The organism is Psychromonas sp. MME2, assembly GCF_040566515.1.
Lineage (GTDB): Bacteria > Pseudomonadota > Gammaproteobacteria > Enterobacterales > Psychromonadaceae > Psychromonas.
The window spans coordinates 314,828-331,720 of sequence record NZ_JBEWXI010000012.1; the positions used below are offsets into that span (position 1 = coordinate 314,828).

A 16,893-nucleotide genomic window follows, 5' to 3' on the forward strand; every position below is an offset into this window, starting at 1 on the left:
CGACTCTCTACTTATGCATCCGTTTCATCAAAGAAGTACGGAGCCACACCTTGTGCGCTCAATTCGATTTGGCCCGATAGCTCGGTGCTGACAAAATCACCCGCCATAAAGTCCGTGCCGTTACTAGCTGAAAGCGTACATTTACCCACGGTAAGCTTAACGTTTTTGCCATTAGCAAGGTTTTGACCATCTAATAAAACACGGTATTTAGTGCCTAATGCAGCGCCTGCTTTAACACGTGTGCCGGTGATCGCATTTGAGGTGGCAGTGATTTTGATGTTACCGCCATCTTCCACTGCGCCGCCTGCAATCGGCTTGACCATGCCCATCTGGTAGTTGATTTCAATGTCGTCACCAACCACTAACGGTGCATCGGCATTATCAGTGTCAGTAATAACCAATCCATCAGAAACAACATTGCTCAGTGAAAACTCTGTCCAACGATTTTTTACTAAGACTACCGACTCTTCAGTGATACTACCTGCGCCAACATTGATCGCTTCACTGGTCCCATTAAGGGCAATTTCAACTACTTCAGTGGGTTGTTCATCGAGGGCAATACTAATTTCTGTTGCGCCAGGAATCGTTACACTATCCGCTGTTTGCCCAAAATTGGCTTTTTTAGTGGATTTACGAGTTTTATCTTCACTGGTGGGTTTAATTTCAAGTTTAGTGGTATTAATCGGTCCGATTAAGCCACCGCCGATACCTTGGGCGTTTAGCTTCTCAAGGTAAAAGTTACCTGCACAGAGCAGGCCTGTAGATTCACTCATGTTCGTTTTCCTTTAATGGTCATGTGGGTTGTAAAAAGTAAGGGAAAATAGCCGTAGCCATTTTTGTAAAGGGGTGGCGTGCCTGCGCTTTCACGGTGTAAATTGGTGAACTCAGGGGCAGGCTTCCAGCCTTGTAATTGCTCAAATACCTTGCCCATTAATTCACCCGCTTCTTGCTGAGCATCACGGCTATCAAAGGTCTGCACCGCAATGACCACCATCCAGCGTTGTTTGATTTTGCTGATAACACCGCCTTGGGCTGTTTTATCAATCGCATCACCAAGGTACACAACATGCGCAGCAGGGGTACTAAGGTTCTCTTCCGTGACTTTGCTGAGCTGTTCGCCTGATAGCACATCAATAAACTCGGTGATATCGGTTAAACGCGAGATCAACAATTCCCCCAAGGCTAAATAGTTCATCAGATAAACCCTTTTGAGTCAGCACGCCCAAACAAAGTGCCTGCGGATTGTATTTCCGCCAGATCATTACTTTCGGGAGTGCTGTTATCATCGGTAAGTCCTAATGATGCTTGTCCAGTGCTAACACTTTTCAGAAAGCTAATCGCTTCGTCGTAACGTGTTTTGATTTGCTCTGGCGCGTTACTGTCATAGAGAAAGTAACGACTCATATCCGCACACAAACGGTTCAGCACGGTGGGAACGCTAATAAACGGCAGTGTATAACGAGAGGCTAAATAACCGTCGATACGGTCTGTGGCATCCGTAATGGCTTGCTCAACCTGCGTGGCATCAAAGGAGTTATCATCAGCTCGCGCTAATTTGTCTAGCTCTTTTTGGCCGAACCGCTTAGCCATCTCGTTCACACTGCAATACATTAGGCGTTACCTTCGCTTTCTGAAGTTTCACTTGTCGCAGGCTCAGTTTCAGGCGTTTCAACGTCTGTTACTTCGTCTTCTGTCACGTCAACTTCTGGTGATTCCTGCTCTGCCTGATAAGTGGGATTTTCTTTTAACCAATTCCACGCTTCATCACGCATTGCTGCACTGATTTGCACATCATCTTCAATCGCATTTTCTAAACACTTTGTAGTAGGTGCGCCTGAGCCTGTCAGCTCTAACGTGCCTGCACGTTGTAACCATTGCATGATCGCAACAAGAAACGCGATACTTTCAGGTGGTACAACTACAGGTGGTAATGCGTCACCTGAGCCATCACCTTCTACGCTTTGCTGTAGGCTGTTATTCCCTGCCACCAAGTCCGCTGACGTAGCGGTGTCTGCTTTATCGGCTCCTTGTAATACCAAGCGCTTATCATTTGTGATCGCGTGTATTTGCGCATCCGTTGCATCGTCGATGACGTTATCGCCTTTGTTAAAGACGAGGCCAGCACGACGATAGCCAGAATGGGAAGAATTAAAAACAGTAATACTTTTGTTAGCCATTTCATGTTTACTCCATGTTAAGTCTGAATTCCCACGCAAAGCATGGGAACTAAGTTAAAAATGTAAGGGTTAAAGGTAATCAGCCACCAGTAACTCAATTCGACCTTTGAGTTCATTAGAGCTATTTGCATCTAATTCACGCTCAAGCAAACGCGTAGCCACTTTTTCAAGTGAGGTTGGGACCACTAGAATCGTTGGTTTAATACCCAGTTTTTTACCACCATCGCCTTTAATAGCGCGCATTGCTTCAATCGCTTCCCATAAAGAATCACCGTTCAGTGTTTTCTTCATCGCAAAGGCCATTTGCCAGAAACCAAAGCCCACCGCACAACGTTTATCCACGCCGTAGCGGAACTCACGCGACATAAACACCGCTTCATCGTCATTCTTGGTCATTGAGACTAATGACGGTGCTTTACGATCTTGATAAATCAGTGGTTTAATAGCGCGAGAGGTATCCAAAATAAACCAAGGTGCACCGACATAAGCGCCATCGACAATCATGTTCGCCACAGACACATCCGCACCACTGCCATCAACGGCATCATTCACGGGGTGATCGGTATCAAAGAAGTTTTGTCCGTCATAACACAGGGTCGTGAAACCGGCGCTCAACATGCCAAACACTAACTCATCAGGATGAATCGCGGCGGCATTACCCATCTCTTGGAAGAGTGGCGAATAGATACCTAGCTCATCATCTTCGATATCGTTCTTATCAACACCGACCGTTGACTCGTAATCTTCGTTCACGATTTGGTAGCCGTGTGCTTGCATCGACTTGATTTGACGGTCGCCGACCCATTTAGCCAATGATGGAAATTTACCCAACCAGCCGTAGGTATTGCTTTTACTGCTTGATTTAATAACAGAGGCGATTTTAGTGTATTGCGTTTCTACACCCGTTAAGCCACCTTGGAATTCACGATTAAAGCCTGTGAACAGGGCTGAAATTAATGCAGGAGTTACTAACGCCATTATTTTTCACCTTTTGATTGAGCAAAGTCTGCATGGCTAATGCCTAATAAATCGGCTGCAATAACATCTTCTGCTGAGAGTTGAGCAAGACCAGCAACTTTATCTGTTGGGGCTTTGCCATCGGTTTGTGTTGCATTGAGTGCTGCAATCGGTACACGTACATCGAGTGAGGCCGTTAGCGCAGCAATACCGTGTTGATTGCCTAAATCGGTTAAATAACCCATTTCACTTTTACGAATTTTGCCTTCATCAAAAGCTTGCTTTACTAAGCCTTCAACCTGCGCTTTACCGCTGTTTGCACTGAGTGCTGCAAATTCAGTGTTCAAGGCGTTATAGGTTTCAACGGGCACAAACTTTGTTAAATCAACGCCCGTACTTTCTGCCGTTAACGCAACAAGTTGTGTCTTTAAGCCCTCGACCTTAGCGGCATCAGTTTGTAAATTATCCAGAGCAGAGAGCGCTGCCGTGGCTTGTTCGGGGGTGACATTGTTCGCATCGGGCAGGTCAATACCCAGTTTTGCGAGCATATCAATGAGCAGTTTGTTCATTGTTGCTTCCTTGTGTTGAGGTGAATTAATTAAAAGTTGTGCTGAGAGTTCAGCAAGGGGGGCCATGCCATCCACACCAGGACGATTAGTCAATGCCGCGCTGTGAAGGTAAGTGGGTTTGCCGGTCTCTGTGTCGTATGCAAAAACACAAGAGAGATAGCGGTATTCTTTGTTTTTGATGAATGCGAGGGCTTTGTCAGTAAAGCGAGGCTTCACAAATAGACCTTCACCTTCACGAAATTCAAGCTCAGTTAAATTGAAGTATCCCGATGCAGGGGCTGGGTTGCCATTGCTTTTAGCATTCAAGGTCTGGTGTTCGTAGTCGATAACCAAATCAGAAGCTTGGTGCGGTGTGCGCGCTTTCATCTGCTCGAAAACCTGCGCATCTAAATACCATTGACCAGTGGCAACATCATGAGGGCGACCATCAACCGCTTTAAAAAAGCCAGCAGGTAGCAGTTGATGCCAACCATCATTTACGTCGAGAATTTCAGCAACCAGTGCCGCGATGTTTGTGCTATTTAATTTTTTCATGAGGCTAGATTAGCGAGATTGCCAATCGAGTTGTGATTGAAGTGATTCAGGAAGTGCTATAAGGCTTTTTTGCGTAAAAATGGAAACAGAGGATTTTGCAAATACAATTTATATTAGAACCGCGTTTAAAACCCGTTTAAAAACGCTCAGATTTGTTTAACTATTTTTAAAGCGCTCGTTGTGTGGTTTTGTTGTTTGCGACGCTTAGCGTGCGATTTTGAGCTTTAAGCCGTTTGAATATAACCCACCAAGATATCGAGTACAGATTGCTCCTGTTCACTATTCAACCCCAACCATTCACGCGCAACGATATTGGCATCTTCTCGACCAAATTGGTGTGTCGCACCATAAACCATATTAGTACCAAAGCTGAGTTGTTGATCGCCAATCTGGTAAGTCAGCAAATCGGCAAGCGTTCCCTCTTCACGTAATATACGATCGGGTCGTTTTTTGTTTTTTAAGGTTTCAGCTCTCACCGCTTGCCAAGGTGTGCCATCGGGAGCTACTTGGTCTTTGAAGCGTTGCGCGTGAATCTCTTTAAGGTATTCACCCACTTCACTGAGTGCAGGGGTGAGGTTGTTGGTGCGGTTGGCGAGTTGTTGCAATGTATCAGCAATCGATTGTTGACCGACTAAATCAACTGAGAGGAATGCGCCTGCCATTATACGTTAAGCCCTAATGCTTCCATCTCTTCAATCGTGGGCGCTGGGCTCCAACGCTCAAACTGTTCAGGTGTGGCGCTGGCAATCAGTGCTTCAAAGCTCAGAGAAATGTACTCTTTTTCTTTACCTGTCGCTTGCGCTTCTAATGCTTCAAGCTGTTGCCATGCATCATCAGCTAAAGGATCTTGTTTAAAAATTAACTCTGACTGCTGTAAAAGAGAAAGCTTATTCATTTAATTTTTCCATCATATTATCAAACCATGCCACGATATCAGGCCAGTGATTGTTTAACTCATTACGATCTAAGACGTAAGCAGTAAAATGCTCTGCAAACCACTCTTTGCTGTCTTTGTTGGCGTAGCGTGTTAAGTATAAATCAGTTGGGCGCTCAGGAACGCCTAACTTGTAATGCACTTGATGCCCCATCTCATGTAGCCAAGTAAGAAAAACAGCCTCATTGTCATAGAGGTCACCGCCAGCCTCTGCAAAAGCATACCAACGTTCATCTCCATCATCAAAATGGTGACGACCTTTTTTCATAATACCTTGCTGAATAATCAGCTTAACATCATCAAGTATAGCTTGTGTATTCACCTTTTTAAGATCTGCGTTTAAAAAAGTGTTGATCACAATATGCTGAAAATCAGCACGGGTAAAGCCTAATGGTTTATTTGCTCTTCTCACAGTAAACAGTTTTAAAGCATCCATAGGTTCAACATCAAGGTACTTAGCAACGTCATTAGCAATCAAAGCCGCCTGTGCATTCAACGTCATTTCAGACTCTTTAATAAATAGCGTTTTGCGATTATTCTTTTTAATAAATGCACTTAACAGCTGAATTTGAGGGGCTGCATCCGTTAACATTAATTTATCTAACACATCATTTAAACGATGAATATCCACCTTTTCAACACTACTAAATGCCGTGGGCACAATCCGCTCTGGTGTTTGATAAGGTACGGCAGAATCGATCAGCTTTTGTTTTTGACGCGTTAATTGTTCGCTTGCATGAGGCGCATAGTCAAAACTTGGATCAATCCCTTTGGGCACTTTAATCACTTCGCCCGTTTTCTTGTCGATGTAATCAACCAGTTCAATATCAGGTGCTTTGTCATCTGTGCCTTTGCGTTTACCAGACACTTTACATTTACACCCCCAACCATTTGATGGGAAATGCGTTTGCCAAAAAGAATCATCTCTGGGCAGGGTCAGACCATGCCACGCTTTGTGCTGAATACGTGGATTAAAGCTATCGCCATGTTGGTACTGCCAAAATTCAAACTGTTGCAACTGTGCCCATCGGCCTGCGTTGTAGCTTTGGCGTAGGTTGGTATTGTAAATGATACGCGCACGCCAATCTTTATTACCCGTATGTTGCCAACCGTTCTTCTTTACGATTTCGTTAAACTCAGACTTAAACCAGCCAATGCCTTTGCCTTCACTAATGGCAATATCCACCGCTTTACGAAAACTATTAAGCAGATCGTTTTCCATTGCGCCAGCCACCATAAATGCGCTGTTATGGGCGTTGCCCCAAATATCGTCCCACGCTTCTGTGCTGATATTGAGCTTGGCCCGAAAGAAGTCTATCTGCTCTTTAAAGGGTAACGAGCCATAACGGGCGCTACTCATTGGCTTCGCTCTCTGCTTCATTTGCTACATCAGCACGACCCGCTAATTCACTGGTTGCCATCGCTTGCGCCATCAACTCCGTGACATCATCCAGTGATAAATGGGTATCTGCCAATAAGGTTTGTAACTCATCTAAGCTATTGGCTTGCTCAACAAGCTGGTAAATCGCTTGGTTCATCGCGTCTAGGTTATCACTCATCTGTGCGCCTAATTGTTTAGCGAACTGACTAGGGGCATCGTGCTCATCACTGAGTTGTTTAATTTTGTGAAGGGTTGCCTTGGCACTTAATGCCACTAACTCTGCTTGTTTTGGTTTCACCAGGCTCGACAGTTGGCGTGCCTAATATCGCCTCGTCTTTATCGGCAATCGGAATTTGTAATCTATCGTGTAACCAATTTACGGGAATACGTGCGCCTAAGCCAACCAATGCAGGTAATGAGTCAGCGACACTTTTCATATCATCAGGCTCAACCAGATTGAATTCAAAGCGTGGTAATCGGCGCTCTGATTGATACGTTGAGCCATTCATTACGTATAACGGGTAAACAATGTCACGGGTAATAGTGGCGGCTATCTGCTTTAAGTCGGAGTTACGAAACTCTAAGCGCACTTCGTTATGTACGTTACCTAATGCATTGGTTGATGATTTCCCATCGGCCTGTGAGGTCAGCGTTCCACCAATGATCGCTTTAGATTGTGACTTCTCACACCAGCTTATCATCGCTTCAAAGGGCTCAGCACCACCCACGGCAGCACTGTGAAAGTCCAGCTCCATGCCTTTGGGAATAATGCCACCCGCGTTATGCCCGATACTCATCACTGCGCGTAACAACGTGGCTTTTTCTTCTTTACTTGCTCCACTTGGGTACTTACCTAATCGCAGTGGCAAGCCATAAATCTCTAAAAACTCCGCTAAGTCACGCACCGATAAGTTTTTAAACAGAAACGGCCATGCGATTTGACGCACTAAACCCGCACGCCCTAAGTAGCCTGATTTTGCTTTATGTTGATGCACCACCCAACCGAACGGTTGTAATGCAGCACCCAATAGCGAGTTATCTCGAAGCATGATTTGCTCACGGTTTTCAGGGTTTAGCTGAAACCAAGACTGTGGGCGAAACAGCAAATCGTCAATTACCCATTGGTTATTGTCTTTACGCCATTTAATTTCAAGGCATGAAAACCCTTTAAAGATACCATCTGCCATGTCTAAAATGGCATCATCCATCAGCATCGAGTCATCTAGCGACTGCTTAATCATCTGCGCATCTTCAATTTCAGCAGGCGTTGCATCGCGTGGTGGGGTGATATCCCATTCAACACATAACAAAGCTTTGCGACGTTTTTCAACTTCACAGTACACATGCGCATCTTTTTCAAGAATGTCTTCAGCGAGTTCCATTTGTGAGATTAAATGACCGCTCTCCGCTTCTTTTAGAATGGTCGCCAGTCGCGTAGGTGTTAGCCCACTGGTTGGGTGCTCATCAATATGTTGATGCAAGTGTGCAAGCTGTGATTCATCGCTTTGTTGCTGCTCAAGCTGTTTGGTCGATTTAATCGGGTTACCGTGAATATCTATTAGCATTGTTTTTCCTACCAACCTCTAGGCTGAAATTCGTTAAAATCATCGTCATCGTTTGACGGGTCAAAGCGTGAAGCGCTTTCGGGAATCGCTTCAAACTCAATGGCGCTACCTTCCATCTCACTGGCACGATTTGCCATTGCCAGCCCAACGGCCATATCACCATGACGCTGTTTGCCGTCTTCACCTTTGCTTTTGCCTTTCTCTATTTTCGGTACACCGTTGATCACTTTGATATGGCGTAAATCATCAAGATTGTCGGCATGTTTAGGTAGCTGAATATTGCCATCTTCAAACTCGGCTTTAAGTTTGGGCATCCATTCGCGATACCATTTTTCATTGAGCATGATGCACTCGACCATCTCCGCGCCGTATTTCAGTAACGCTTGCTCGGCTAAATAACCGCCATTACCCGTTGCATCAAAGGCCATGCCCACTAAGCGAGGGATAGAATCGAGCATATAAAACAGTACTTGTCGCTGTTGGTCGTAGGTCAGGTTGCGCAGCTCTACTTGAAACGGCACGTGTTTGCTTAAATCTTTGCGGATTTCCATCGGAATCAAAACGGTTAAATCGCCTTTACGGGCGAAATCTTCCCCAAAGGAATGGCTATGGTCATCATTCAAGGTTTCAAGCAAGGGCGCTAAAACTTCATCGCACCATGTTTCAATTTCTAACTCGCGACGGTGCTTGCTCCACGTAATAAACTCATCGCCTGCTTCATATTTAACAATGGGGTAATCGGCGTTCATTGCCTGTTCAATGTGGCTTCGCAACAGGTAAGCGCCACCGCCTTGCTTGGGCACACAGTAATACTCTTCTAGCGCATCTTCTTTACTGGCTGTGGCTTTGAGTAGCCCTGCAATCCAATCGTCTTGCGCTTGTTGCGACCAGGGCTTTTTAGTGATTTGGCAGATACGTTTATAAAGCCCATCCGCGCAGGCATCATCAAGGGTGATGGTATGCACGCTGTAATCTTTTTTACCTGCTCGACTATCTTGAATCAGTTGGTTGAAGAGGTTATCAACGCTGTTGTGGGTACTGATTAAGCGAATTTTACTGCCCCACATAGTCAGGGCTAAGGCGGCTTTTAATACTTCCGCGAGTCTGTCATGAAAGGCGGCTTCATCAATGGTCACGTTACCTTGCATACCCCGTAGGTTTGATGGGTTACTTGATAGCGCTTGAATTTTAAAGCCACTGGCAAAGTAGATAACAAAGGTTAATATCTCCTTGTCTCCGCTTTTACCATCACCTGCATCGATGAATACTTCTTCTTGAATTTCGCCTGCGGCTTTATTGAATACCTTGGCCCACATAGCGGCTGCATCAATAAATTCACGCGCCATCTCTTTGTTTGAGCCAACGTAAAAATGATGACAACCACCGTGCGCTTTTTGTGCTGAGGCGGTCAATACTCCATCAGCTGCTTCCGCCCAAGTTAACCGGTTCTACGTGATTTCTCGGCAATCTTTAAAGGTGATTCATCAGCAATCCAACGCTTTTGATAACCTAATAGCACTTCCTTTTCATCAAAAGAGGTGCCATCAAATATATTGGGTTTGGTAAGATCTGGTTGTGCCATTAGGCAATCCCTAATATTTCAGCTTTCAGCTGGTCAACGGCTTCTTTGGTTAAGCCAGCTGCTTTCACTACTTTATCAGCCACCGCGGCAGCTTCTTCTGCAAAAGCTTTGCGGATCTCTTTTTCACGCTTATGAGAGAGCATGGCGGTTTGCTCTAAGCGCTGACATGCAAGCATCACATCTTTAATCATGCCAACATCAACGTCAGTATCACCATCGCTGTTCATCATCGCTTTAAATAACTGGAACGGCCCATTTCAAGCACTAACTTAGTGACTTCACCCGTTGGTTTGTCGCCCAATTCAGCGACCCATACTTGTGATATTTCACGCATTTCACGTAGGTTTTTACCTACTTTTTCCATCTTCGATGAATAGCGGTTAACGCCCGATGTTGAAGGTTTAATGCTTTCGTCATAACCTTGTTCGTCAATGTAGCTATGCACCGCCTCGACGATCTCTTTTTGTGAATGCTTACTGTTACGCAATAAGCTATCTAACAGTTTTTTAACGTCATCAGGAAGCAAATCAATTTTAGAGCGCTTTCCACGCGTGGCTTTATCGCTCATATTATTCCCCCGGACGTGGACGCTTAATGCCTGGTTGAATTGCCAATCCTTTTGCAACATCCAAACCACGAGAGGTTAATTTGGCTAAATGAGTGCCGTTTTGTAATACCGTCAACTCAATGCAATCTTGCTCTTCAAGCCATGCTAACTGTGTTCTCAGTGCGTCGCGACTAATAGAAAGGCTATAAACACCAAGGCCATCTTGTAAAATTGACTCATTTAAGTCATAACCTAAGTCTTCACTTAATAAGCGCAAAACCACCAAGCGTTGATGCTCTTGCATGATCTGTTTCATCGACATTATCTTTTTTCTCCCTGTATTTCGTTTTCAACCAACATTTCGGTAGTGCGCTGTAGTTTTGATAACTGCACTGACACACCATCCATTTTTCCGCCTATTTCAACTATTTTTAGTGCGAGTTGGTGCATGTCTTTATCTGTTGGCAACTGCTTGACATCATTGACAACTTGGGTAATTCGTCGCTCTAAATCATCAACATGTGTTTTGCTAGCGTAAGTTTTTCTCATCGCCCACGTTGTGCCATAAAAAATAACAGACAAAAGCGCATAGATTTGTACCCAGTATTTCCCAATAAATTCAAACAAAGTGCTTTTCCTTTTTCTCTATTGCGCTTTGACAGTCAACACAACGAGATGCGGATGGCATTTTTGCAACGCGTTCAGGATTAATCGGCTCGTTACAATCAATGCAATAATGTGTGTTACCAATCACATGTACTGGCTCGTTTTTATGCGCTCTTTGTGCAGCGATATGACTTTCTAACCACACTTCATTCTGTTGATTGGCGTTATCAATGATGTCGCTCATTTGCTTATATCTCCCTGTGTGCCAGTTTTCACAATGGCCTGCTTTATCCCTTGTAAAATGCCGACTGGTTGAATACCTGCTGCAACTTGTTTATCAAGCGAGCGCTTATGAATGCTAATGCCCAACACAGACAGCGCGATACCAAACAGGGGCGTAAGCGCAACCACGCTATTCACTAAATCAGCTGCTTTTTCTGGATGAAAGACCATGGCATAGGTCAACCCAAAAAAAACCAAGCACCACGCGAGGCACATTGCATAACCAAAGGTCGGTCGCCAGCGTCTGACATAGGCATCGTGACTGGCGAGTTCAGCTTGCATAGTGACGTGTTGCTGTTGCAGTGCATGTTTGCGTTCATCGCTTTCAAGCTCTGCATGTTTAAAGGCGAGGTTTTTCAACTGAATTTGATTATCCAATTCTAATTTTTTAAGGATGATTAACGCATCAGGATTGCTTTTAAGCGATTGCTCTATCGCTTCGGGCGTATTGTCACAACCCAGTGCAGAAGCAACCATCCCCCCAACGGCAGCGCCAGCAGGACCACCAATTAAGGTGCCGATTAATGGTGCGCTACTGCCGATAATATTTTTGATGTTATCCCACATTAACTTCCCCCCAACGGGCTTTGGTGCCACGCAAATCTACATGGGTGAACGTTGCGTAAAACCCTAACCCTAAAAGATTGGCATAAGGTGCATCTTCTAAATAGGCATAAACATGACGAGGTGAAACACCGCGCATCACAATATCAACGGCATTACCTTTAACGTGTTGGCTATTTTCAGCACCTCCCACTGCTTTATTGTGTTTTTCACAACGGTAGGCGCTGTTGATGTAAACGGGGGCATTGAAGTGAGCGCGTAGGTCTTCAAGGATGATAACTAAGCCTAAATTTATCTTTTGCTCCCCACAGCAGGCGCATTGAAACTCTGTTTTTGAGAAGTGTTTTGTAATTTTCATTGTTAATCCCGAATGACCTCAATCCCAATTAGGTAATGGTTCGAGTATGCTGAACTTGGGGATTTATTGGATTTGAAGTGATTCGGGATATATAACTTGCTGTAGGTGTTCTTAAAATATTGTAGGTGATTAATTCTTCTAATTATTCTTCATGGTCGATAATGATAAGGACACTTTTTGCAGTATCATAAAGCACAAGTAGCGAGTAGGCAAAAACTCCAATAATCAAAACATTTAAAAGCAATGGTAAGTTTTCAATTGAAGATATATGAATAGAACCTTTTACGCTTAAAACTATGATAGAAATAACAATTAAAGAAATCTGCTCTTTTATGGAAAGAAGCATTTGATCCCTAGTTCTTTTAAAACAACTAGCTCCACCTTTCGCATCAACCATTTCTCTAACTTTGGTTAAAACAATTCCCATTGTTGTTGCGTTTATTGCCAACAATGCAATAAGAATTGTTATTAAATTTTCACTAAGAAACTTATGTAGAAACTCAGAACAAAGCCACAGGTTTAGAATTTCAGCGATAAAGCCGATACCTAATGCTAAGAATGAAGTTTTTACAATATGCGAAATCATTTGAGTAACTCTTTTAAAATTGAGGCTAGTTGTTCTGCACCGCCAGTCATCTCTATTTCTCCTAATGTTAACTCTTTAACTGTGCGAGAGGTTTGATGATGCTTTTTAATTCCATCTATTTTAACTGAAATGTTGCCACCTCCTTCACTGCTATAGTCAACTAAACCCTTAAGGGCTGCATTATCTTCTTCTAAGTAAAGCGCTGCATCTGGTTCCGATTCAATTTTCAAATGGTTTCGAGTTGAATTGGTGCATTTTGCGAATAGTTTTAAATCATCAGGTAATGTGCCTGATATATTTGCCATGTTAGGGGTTATTATTTCAAAATCAACTGATTTTATTTTCCCTCTATGCCGCCTTAAGAGTGTCCAAAATTGCTGTTTCTCAAATAAAGGCTCATAGATTGCACGGAGGTGAAAGTGTGTTAATTGAGGTTCAAGTTTTTCAAGGATTAACTTCGCCACCGTTTCACATTTTGCAAACGCAGTTGTACGTTTCTGTACAGCAATGTATTGCTTTTCTGGATGGTTCCAGATTGCAACCATGATTGATGGCCAACTATCAACAGCTTCGTTTTTAAAATCCCGAGTTTCAAGATGTAGTGTTTTGTTATGTGCTAGTCTATATAAGAAGAAATCTTCTTCCTGATGTAAAAGCTTAACCGCAGTTTTACAGGTCTGATTTGAAAAATCTTTTTGTCCTACAAGAGCGTCTTTAAAGAAAGAGTTCTTACGAGCAATGATATCTTCAATGTTATTAGCTCCACTAAATAAATCGCCTTGAAAATATCTATCTACGGGTAGAATTTGATATCTGAATAATTCAAAAGTATTAGTTTTGCTGATCATATATATCCTTGTATGGAACAAGCAGACTGTTTTTATTCATAATGAATCTAATCATACATAGATTAATTATTTAATAAATTAAATGACACGTAAAACAGAATTTAATACATAAAAAAGCCCCAATGAAGGGGCGAGGGTTAATCTGTTTAGTTAGATTTCGTCATTCGACGCAGGGAGAGCCAACAAGTTCAAGTGCAGTAGACATTCCAAATTTAAATATATCAGCATGAACTCCTTCTAATGTTAATTCGCCTGCTTTTATCGTTTTAAGATCCATCATTTTAACGAGTGATAGCTTTAACTGTGCATACTCTGCGACAATTTCATTCATGAACGCAAGGTTTGCAGCTGATACGCTGACGGTTTCATCTACTGGAATAGTCGCGCCAAATCGGTCTTCTAAATTAGCCTGGATGGCTTTGGACTCTATTAGTTGTGCCTCTGCTTGTTTAGCAATTAATTCATGTTTCATATTCATTTCCTGTTTTCACCCATCAAAAGTGGTGGGTTTGCACCAAAAAGCCCCAATGAAGGGGCTGAAATATTTGGTTAATTAAATCAACTTAATATTTTCACACCTCACCCAATCGCGGTCATCTTCATCACACTCATTTACAAGGCCAATTAATCGCTCTTCAAATTCAACTCCTCCAATTAATCTTTCCTTTCCCTTATAAATGCACTTCATTGATGCACCAAAACTAGTTTTATCAAATTGCTCTAATGTCATATAAATTTCCTATTTTCACCCATCAAAAGTGGTGGGTTTGCACCAAAAAGCCCCAATGAAGGGGCGGTGGTTTAACTAACAACTAACGGCTAACCGCTTTCTTCAAAACAAACTCTTCTGTCTGCGGTTAAGTTGAATTTTGCGTTGTTTAGCAAGAATGTCGTAAATAGTGCGTTCCGTGAGATCATGCTCTCGGGCTAGCTGGCTAATGTTATTGCCTCTAAAACGATTGAATATGTGCAAGTCGCGTAACGCTTCTTTTAAGGTTTTGTTGGTTGGCAGGTATAATTCGCGCCCCCCTAAATAGTGTGATTGCGCAGTGATGATGCTGACCGCTAAACGATGTTTGCTGTTATCGTCAAATGTTAAGCTTTGTAGCTCACGCAATACCACGGCATATAAGGTTTGTAGTCGTTCTGGCCAGCGCAATACCGACCATTGATGATCGTCGTCGCTCAGCGCTTCAAGCTGTTTATTGAGGGCGTTCAACTCGGTTTCGTCAATCTCACCCAATAGGCTTAATTGGTTCTCTTCAGGCATTGGTTTTCACTCCTACTTTTGCGTTGAATTTCTTAAACAAAGCATCTCTCTTTGCATCGTTTTCGGCATCGGTCACTGCACCACCAAACTCTTTAATCTCGATACTTGAGCCTTGTTTAACCGGCGTTGAACTGGCAGTAAACTCACCTTGAATGGTGTTTAACACTTGCTTGAGGTAGTTATGATTAGCCAACGGTTTAGGCACTTGGTTATAACTAAGCTGTTGCTGACGTTTTGCATGTAAACTTTGCACTGTGTCATTGAGTGCTTTAGCCAAACACGCTGGGTTTTTATGTAAATCCAGCGTTTCGGTCATTAATTTATGAGCGCGGGCATTGCTTAAATCGCTTTTTTCAGGACGAAACAGGCTGATATAACTCACCACGGCTTGCCCTAAACGCTTATCAAGTTTGCTGATTGCACCCAATAATTCACGACCTGCATCATCGCTGATTAACGCATCTAAATGCAGGTGGGTGCGACAAATCGGGCAACGACCTAGCTTCATTATTTTTCATCCTCTGCATCTATATCATGCCTTGGGTGGGTACTATCACGCCCAGGGAACATATTATTGAAATGATTAACTAAATCTGCATAAGGCATGACTCCCACTACTTCGTGTGGCGTTAATGCTTTTGTCATTTCTCTGATATGCCATTTTTTTAGCGTTTCGATGATTTTACTTGCCTGTTGTGGGCTTAAAAAACGTAAGCTAGTAACGGCAAACATGCCCGTTTGACGGGTTTGATTGTTGATAAACTTATCAAGCGCCGTTTCGCTACCATCTTTCACAAACCCATGACGTTGCATGGTTATCCAAATTGCCACAATTTTATCCTGTGGTTTACGGCTATAAGCGGTTTGGTCGCTTGGGCGAGAGAAACGTTTACCGTTTTTATTCGTTGGGGCTTTCGCTTTGAACCCGCGTTTTTCCATAGAATGCAATACCATCATCAGTTCAGCAAAGTTCATCTCAGAGCAGCTTGTTTTGTCTGTTGCTTCTTTTAAAATTGCACGGTAAAGGTCGTCATCTAATCCCAACTGACCTTTTGCTATGTGGATTTTGGTGATTAATGTTTTGATTGATACGGGGTAAGCCATGTTCACACTCCTTGAGAGGCATTCATGCCAAGTGCTAAATCCCAACAACGTTTGCGTAATTTTGCTAATGCGTCGCGGCTATTAGCTGCGTCATATTGAACGCTTGGCGCCGCTGCAGATATTTTCAGCACTTTGATTGAGTAGGGAGATGCCTGAATGCGTATAATATAAATAGGGTTTTCTTCCAGCTCTTTAAATATTTTTGCCGAATACTGGTATTGGATACCCATATCTGTTGCTAACCCTCTACGGGTATAAAATTTTCTATTACGCTGCATTTCATATGCAATCTGCAATGCTGTTATCTTAAAGCTCATAAAATTCTCCTTGCTGCTCATCAGTACCCAGCCACAACGCTAGGCAGACACGACCACTAAATTAAGTGAGCGTGTTTCGCTCGGTTAAAGTTTGGAATATTCAAGCACCACAGGGCGGTACTCTTCGTTTTTGTCACGTCGATAAATACGCAGGTAAGGTATTGAAGCCGTGACCTGAATCGCATCACGTGCGGCTTTCATTGCCTGTTCCCATTTATCGTCTTGAATATCTAAGCGACCTAATGCCAGCACTTGGTTAACATCAATATTGCCCTGTTTATCTACCTTAAAGGCCATATCAACCATGGTCATTAAGTTCGGGTTTGCACCATCTGACCAACTATGAATACATTCATCGATAAGCTCTTTTGCTATTTGAATACGTTCATCAAAATGACGTACATCGGCTTTTGAACGGTTAATGCGAAACTCACCATCGAAGCTATGCAACGTCACATTGCCTTTTTTGCCACCCAATGTTTTGTCGTACTCGTTGGCGCTCAACTCAACAAAGGCGTTAATTTCACCCATCGCCCAGGCTTTATGCTCGGCAATAAGGGTTTGTAAACCTTGTGCTTTTTCAGCGATTTTCAGGACTAACTCATCACGTAACAGGTCAATCTGTTTAATGTTTTCGATACGAACGAGGTTGCCGTGAGCGTTGCGACGGTATCCCTCTGGGATGTTGTTTTTTTCATCTTTCATGCTGTTT

The 16,893-nt window shown here is 43.2% G+C and carries 27 protein-coding genes, 1 other RNA gene and 1 pseudogene; all 29 read right to left on the bottom strand.

Annotated elements, in window-relative coordinates; translation table 11 throughout:
* Window positions 1-11: 11 nt before the first annotated feature.
* The 29 genes and pseudogenes from AB1A03_RS11820 to AB1A03_RS11960 all read right to left on the bottom strand — a co-directional run bounded on the left by AB1A03_RS11820 (window position 12) and on the right by AB1A03_RS11960 (window position 16,886).
* A complete protein-coding gene (locus AB1A03_RS11820) occupies window positions 12-773 on the bottom strand; it encodes a phage tail tube protein (RefSeq protein WP_354624839.1) in 762 nt (253 codons plus the stop codon).
* Window positions 770-1,195, bottom strand: a complete 426-nt coding sequence (locus AB1A03_RS11825; protein WP_354624840.1) for a phage tail terminator protein — start codon at window positions 1,193-1,195, stop codon at window positions 770-772. The genes AB1A03_RS11820 and AB1A03_RS11825 overlap by 4 nt, the downstream gene beginning before the upstream one ends.
* Window positions 1,195-1,611, bottom strand: a complete 417-nt coding sequence (locus AB1A03_RS11830) for a gp436 family protein (RefSeq protein WP_354624841.1) — start codon at window positions 1,609-1,611, stop codon at window positions 1,195-1,197. Before AB1A03_RS11830 ends, AB1A03_RS11825 begins: the two co-directional genes overlap by 1 nt.
* Window positions 1,611-2,177: an HI1506-related protein gene (locus tag AB1A03_RS11835; RefSeq protein ID WP_354624842.1), complete on the bottom strand. Its 567-nt coding sequence runs from the start codon at window positions 2,175-2,177 to the stop codon at window positions 1,611-1,613. The genes AB1A03_RS11830 and AB1A03_RS11835 overlap by 1 nt, the downstream gene beginning before the upstream one ends.
* Window positions 2,178-2,246: 69 nt before the next feature.
* The gene (locus AB1A03_RS11840; RefSeq protein WP_354624843.1) at window positions 2,247-3,155 is read right to left on the bottom strand and encodes a Mu-like prophage major head subunit gpT family protein; all 909 of its coding nucleotides are present in this window, start codon (window positions 3,153-3,155) and stop codon (window positions 2,247-2,249) included.
* Window positions 3,155-4,237: a phage protease gene (locus tag AB1A03_RS11845; RefSeq protein ID WP_354624844.1), complete on the bottom strand. Its 1,083-nt coding sequence runs from the start codon at window positions 4,235-4,237 to the stop codon at window positions 3,155-3,157. The genes AB1A03_RS11840 and AB1A03_RS11845 overlap by 1 nt, the downstream gene beginning before the upstream one ends.
* A 224-nt stretch (window positions 4,238-4,461) precedes the next feature.
* Window positions 4,462-4,899, bottom strand: coding sequence for a phage virion morphogenesis protein (locus tag AB1A03_RS11850; protein ID WP_354624845.1), 438 nt, complete (start codon window positions 4,897-4,899; stop codon window positions 4,462-4,464).
* Window positions 4,899-5,132, bottom strand: a complete 234-nt coding sequence (locus AB1A03_RS11855) for a hypothetical protein (RefSeq protein WP_354624846.1) — start codon at window positions 5,130-5,132, stop codon at window positions 4,899-4,901. Before AB1A03_RS11855 ends, AB1A03_RS11850 begins: the two co-directional genes overlap by 1 nt.
* The gene (locus AB1A03_RS11860) at window positions 5,125-6,531 is read right to left on the bottom strand and encodes a phage minor head protein (RefSeq protein WP_354624847.1); all 1,407 of its coding nucleotides are present in this window, start codon (window positions 6,529-6,531) and stop codon (window positions 5,125-5,127) included. Before AB1A03_RS11860 ends, AB1A03_RS11855 begins: the two co-directional genes overlap by 8 nt.
* A complete protein-coding gene (locus AB1A03_RS11865) occupies window positions 6,524-6,826 on the bottom strand; it encodes a hypothetical protein (RefSeq protein WP_354624848.1) in 303 nt (100 codons plus the stop codon). The genes AB1A03_RS11860 and AB1A03_RS11865 overlap by 8 nt, the downstream gene beginning before the upstream one ends.
* On the bottom strand, window positions 6,789-8,117 hold the full coding sequence (locus tag AB1A03_RS11870; RefSeq protein ID WP_354624849.1) for a DUF935 domain-containing protein: 1,329 nt from the start codon (window positions 8,115-8,117) through the stop codon (window positions 6,789-6,791). The genes AB1A03_RS11865 and AB1A03_RS11870 overlap by 38 nt, the downstream gene beginning before the upstream one ends.
* Window positions 8,118-8,125: 8 nt before the next feature.
* On the bottom strand, window positions 8,126-9,529 hold the full coding sequence (locus tag AB1A03_RS11875; RefSeq protein ID WP_354624850.1) for a terminase large subunit domain-containing protein: 1,404 nt from the start codon (window positions 9,527-9,529) through the stop codon (window positions 8,126-8,128).
* Between the two features lie 26 nt (window positions 9,530-9,555).
* Window positions 9,556-9,699 (bottom strand): hypothetical protein, encoded by a 144-nt coding sequence (locus tag AB1A03_RS11880; RefSeq protein ID WP_354624851.1) that lies wholly within the window; start codon window positions 9,697-9,699, stop codon window positions 9,556-9,558.
* A pseudogene (locus AB1A03_RS11885) lies at window positions 9,699-10,327 on the bottom strand (DUF3486 family protein). Before AB1A03_RS11885 ends, AB1A03_RS11880 begins: the two are co-directional and overlap by 1 nt.
* Window positions 10,269-10,568, bottom strand: a complete 300-nt coding sequence (locus tag AB1A03_RS11890; RefSeq protein ID WP_354624852.1) for a VpaChn25_0724 family phage protein — start codon at window positions 10,566-10,568, stop codon at window positions 10,269-10,271. Before AB1A03_RS11890 ends, AB1A03_RS11885 begins: the two are co-directional and overlap by 59 nt.
* On the bottom strand, window positions 10,568-10,873 hold the full coding sequence (locus tag AB1A03_RS11895; RefSeq protein ID WP_354624853.1) for a DUF2730 family protein: 306 nt from the start codon (window positions 10,871-10,873) through the stop codon (window positions 10,568-10,570). The genes AB1A03_RS11890 and AB1A03_RS11895 overlap by 1 nt, the downstream gene beginning before the upstream one ends.
* Complete coding sequence (locus tag AB1A03_RS11900; protein ID WP_354624854.1) at window positions 10,866-11,096, bottom strand: TraR/DksA C4-type zinc finger protein; 231 nt, start codon at window positions 11,094-11,096, stop codon at window positions 10,866-10,868. Before AB1A03_RS11900 ends, AB1A03_RS11895 begins: the two co-directional genes overlap by 8 nt.
* The gene (locus tag AB1A03_RS11905) at window positions 11,093-11,701 is read right to left on the bottom strand and encodes a 3TM-type holin (RefSeq protein WP_354624855.1); all 609 of its coding nucleotides are present in this window, start codon (window positions 11,699-11,701) and stop codon (window positions 11,093-11,095) included. Before AB1A03_RS11905 ends, AB1A03_RS11900 begins: the two co-directional genes overlap by 4 nt.
* The gene (locus AB1A03_RS11910; protein WP_354624856.1) at window positions 11,691-12,056 is read right to left on the bottom strand and encodes a YcbK family protein; all 366 of its coding nucleotides are present in this window, start codon (window positions 12,054-12,056) and stop codon (window positions 11,691-11,693) included. Before AB1A03_RS11910 ends, AB1A03_RS11905 begins: the two co-directional genes overlap by 11 nt.
* A 142-nt stretch (window positions 12,057-12,198) precedes the next feature.
* The gene (locus AB1A03_RS11915) at window positions 12,199-12,642 is read right to left on the bottom strand and encodes a hypothetical protein (RefSeq protein WP_354624857.1); all 444 of its coding nucleotides are present in this window, start codon (window positions 12,640-12,642) and stop codon (window positions 12,199-12,201) included.
* Entirely contained in the window at window positions 12,639-13,490 is an 852-nt protein-coding gene (locus AB1A03_RS11920) for a hypothetical protein (RefSeq protein ID WP_354624858.1), read from the bottom strand. The genes AB1A03_RS11915 and AB1A03_RS11920 overlap by 4 nt, the downstream gene beginning before the upstream one ends.
* Window positions 13,491-13,650: 160 nt before the next feature.
* Window positions 13,651-13,962 (bottom strand): hypothetical protein, encoded by a 312-nt coding sequence (locus AB1A03_RS11925; protein ID WP_354624859.1) that lies wholly within the window; start codon window positions 13,960-13,962, stop codon window positions 13,651-13,653.
* A gap of 81 nt (window positions 13,963-14,043) precedes the next feature.
* Window positions 14,044-14,220: a hypothetical protein gene (locus tag AB1A03_RS11930; protein ID WP_354624860.1), complete on the bottom strand. Its 177-nt coding sequence runs from the start codon at window positions 14,218-14,220 to the stop codon at window positions 14,044-14,046.
* 102 nt (window positions 14,221-14,322) lie between these two features.
* Window positions 14,323-14,760: a Mor transcription activator family protein gene (locus AB1A03_RS11935; protein WP_354624861.1), complete on the bottom strand. Its 438-nt coding sequence runs from the start codon at window positions 14,758-14,760 to the stop codon at window positions 14,323-14,325.
* Window positions 14,753-15,268 (bottom strand): HI_1489 N-terminal domain-containing protein, encoded by a 516-nt coding sequence (locus AB1A03_RS11940; RefSeq protein WP_354624862.1) that lies wholly within the window; start codon window positions 15,266-15,268, stop codon window positions 14,753-14,755. The genes AB1A03_RS11935 and AB1A03_RS11940 overlap by 8 nt, the downstream gene beginning before the upstream one ends.
* Window positions 15,268-15,864, bottom strand: a complete 597-nt coding sequence (locus AB1A03_RS11945; RefSeq protein WP_354624863.1) for a gp16 family protein — start codon at window positions 15,862-15,864, stop codon at window positions 15,268-15,270. The genes AB1A03_RS11940 and AB1A03_RS11945 overlap by 1 nt, the downstream gene beginning before the upstream one ends.
* A gap of 2 nt (window positions 15,865-15,866) precedes the next feature.
* Window positions 15,867-16,181, bottom strand: coding sequence for a hypothetical protein (locus tag AB1A03_RS11950; RefSeq protein ID WP_354624865.1), 315 nt, complete (start codon window positions 16,179-16,181; stop codon window positions 15,867-15,869).
* Between the two features lie 7 nt (window positions 16,182-16,188).
* Window positions 16,189-16,263, bottom strand: an RNA gene (locus AB1A03_RS11955) — hammerhead ribozyme type II.
* Between the two features lie 2 nt (window positions 16,264-16,265).
* A complete protein-coding gene (locus AB1A03_RS11960) occupies window positions 16,266-16,886 on the bottom strand; it encodes a DUF3164 family protein (RefSeq protein ID WP_354624866.1) in 621 nt (206 codons plus the stop codon).
* Window positions 16,887-16,893: the final 7 nt, after the last annotated feature.

Coding starts and splice junctions, on each gene's coding strand:
- AB1A03_RS11820 (WP_354624839.1), bottom strand. CDS start 773: ATGAGTGAATCTACAGGCCTGCTCTGTGCAGGTAACTTTTACCTTGAG.
- AB1A03_RS11825 (WP_354624840.1), bottom strand. CDS start 1,195: ATGAACTATTTAGCCTTGGGGGAATTGTTGATCTCGCGTTTAACCGAT.
- AB1A03_RS11830 (WP_354624841.1), bottom strand. CDS start 1,611: ATGTATTGCAGTGTGAACGAGATGGCTAAGCGGTTCGGCCAAAAAGAG.
- AB1A03_RS11835 (WP_354624842.1), bottom strand. CDS start 2,177: ATGGCTAACAAAAGTATTACTGTTTTTAATTCTTCCCATTCTGGCTAT.
- AB1A03_RS11840 (WP_354624843.1), bottom strand. CDS start 3,155: ATGGCGTTAGTAACTCCTGCATTAATTTCAGCCCTGTTCACAGGCTTT.
- AB1A03_RS11845 (WP_354624844.1), bottom strand. CDS start 4,237: ATGAAAAAATTAAATAGCACAAACATCGCGGCACTGGTTGCTGAAATT.
- AB1A03_RS11850 (WP_354624845.1), bottom strand. CDS start 4,899: ATGGCAGGCGCATTCCTCTCAGTTGATTTAGTCGGTCAACAATCGATT.
- AB1A03_RS11855 (WP_354624846.1), bottom strand. CDS start 5,132: ATGAATAAGCTTTCTCTTTTACAGCAGTCAGAGTTAATTTTTAAACAA.
- AB1A03_RS11860 (WP_354624847.1), bottom strand. CDS start 6,531: ATGAGTAGCGCCCGTTATGGCTCGTTACCCTTTAAAGAGCAGATAGAC.
- AB1A03_RS11870 (WP_354624849.1), bottom strand. CDS start 8,117: ATGCTAATAGATATTCACGGTAACCCGATTAAATCGACCAAACAGCTT.
- AB1A03_RS11880 (WP_354624851.1), bottom strand. CDS start 9,699: ATGGCACAACCAGATCTTACCAAACCCAATATATTTGATGGCACCTCT.
- AB1A03_RS11890 (WP_354624852.1), bottom strand. CDS start 10,568: ATGTCGATGAAACAGATCATGCAAGAGCATCAACGCTTGGTGGTTTTG.
- AB1A03_RS11900 (WP_354624854.1), bottom strand. CDS start 11,096: ATGAGCGACATCATTGATAACGCCAATCAACAGAATGAAGTGTGGTTA.
- AB1A03_RS11905 (WP_354624855.1), bottom strand. CDS start 11,701: ATGTGGGATAACATCAAAAATATTATCGGCAGTAGCGCACCATTAATC.
- AB1A03_RS11910 (WP_354624856.1), bottom strand. CDS start 12,056: ATGAAAATTACAAAACACTTCTCAAAAACAGAGTTTCAATGCGCCTGC.
- AB1A03_RS11915 (WP_354624857.1), bottom strand. CDS start 12,642: ATGATTTCGCATATTGTAAAAACTTCATTCTTAGCATTAGGTATCGGC.
- AB1A03_RS11920 (WP_354624858.1), bottom strand. CDS start 13,490: ATGATCAGCAAAACTAATACTTTTGAATTATTCAGATATCAAATTCTA.
- AB1A03_RS11925 (WP_354624859.1), bottom strand. CDS start 13,962: ATGAAACATGAATTAATTGCTAAACAAGCAGAGGCACAACTAATAGAG.
- AB1A03_RS11930 (WP_354624860.1), bottom strand. CDS start 14,220: ATGACATTAGAGCAATTTGATAAAACTAGTTTTGGTGCATCAATGAAG.
- AB1A03_RS11935 (WP_354624861.1), bottom strand. CDS start 14,760: ATGCCTGAAGAGAACCAATTAAGCCTATTGGGTGAGATTGACGAAACC.
- AB1A03_RS11940 (WP_354624862.1), bottom strand. CDS start 15,268: ATGAAGCTAGGTCGTTGCCCGATTTGTCGCACCCACCTGCATTTAGAT.
- AB1A03_RS11945 (WP_354624863.1), bottom strand. CDS start 15,864: ATGGCTTACCCCGTATCAATCAAAACATTAATCACCAAAATCCACATA.
- AB1A03_RS11950 (WP_354624865.1), bottom strand. CDS start 16,181: ATGAGCTTTAAGATAACAGCATTGCAGATTGCATATGAAATGCAGCGT.
- AB1A03_RS11960 (WP_354624866.1), bottom strand. CDS start 16,886: ATGAAAGATGAAAAAAACAACATCCCAGAGGGATACCGTCGCAACGCT.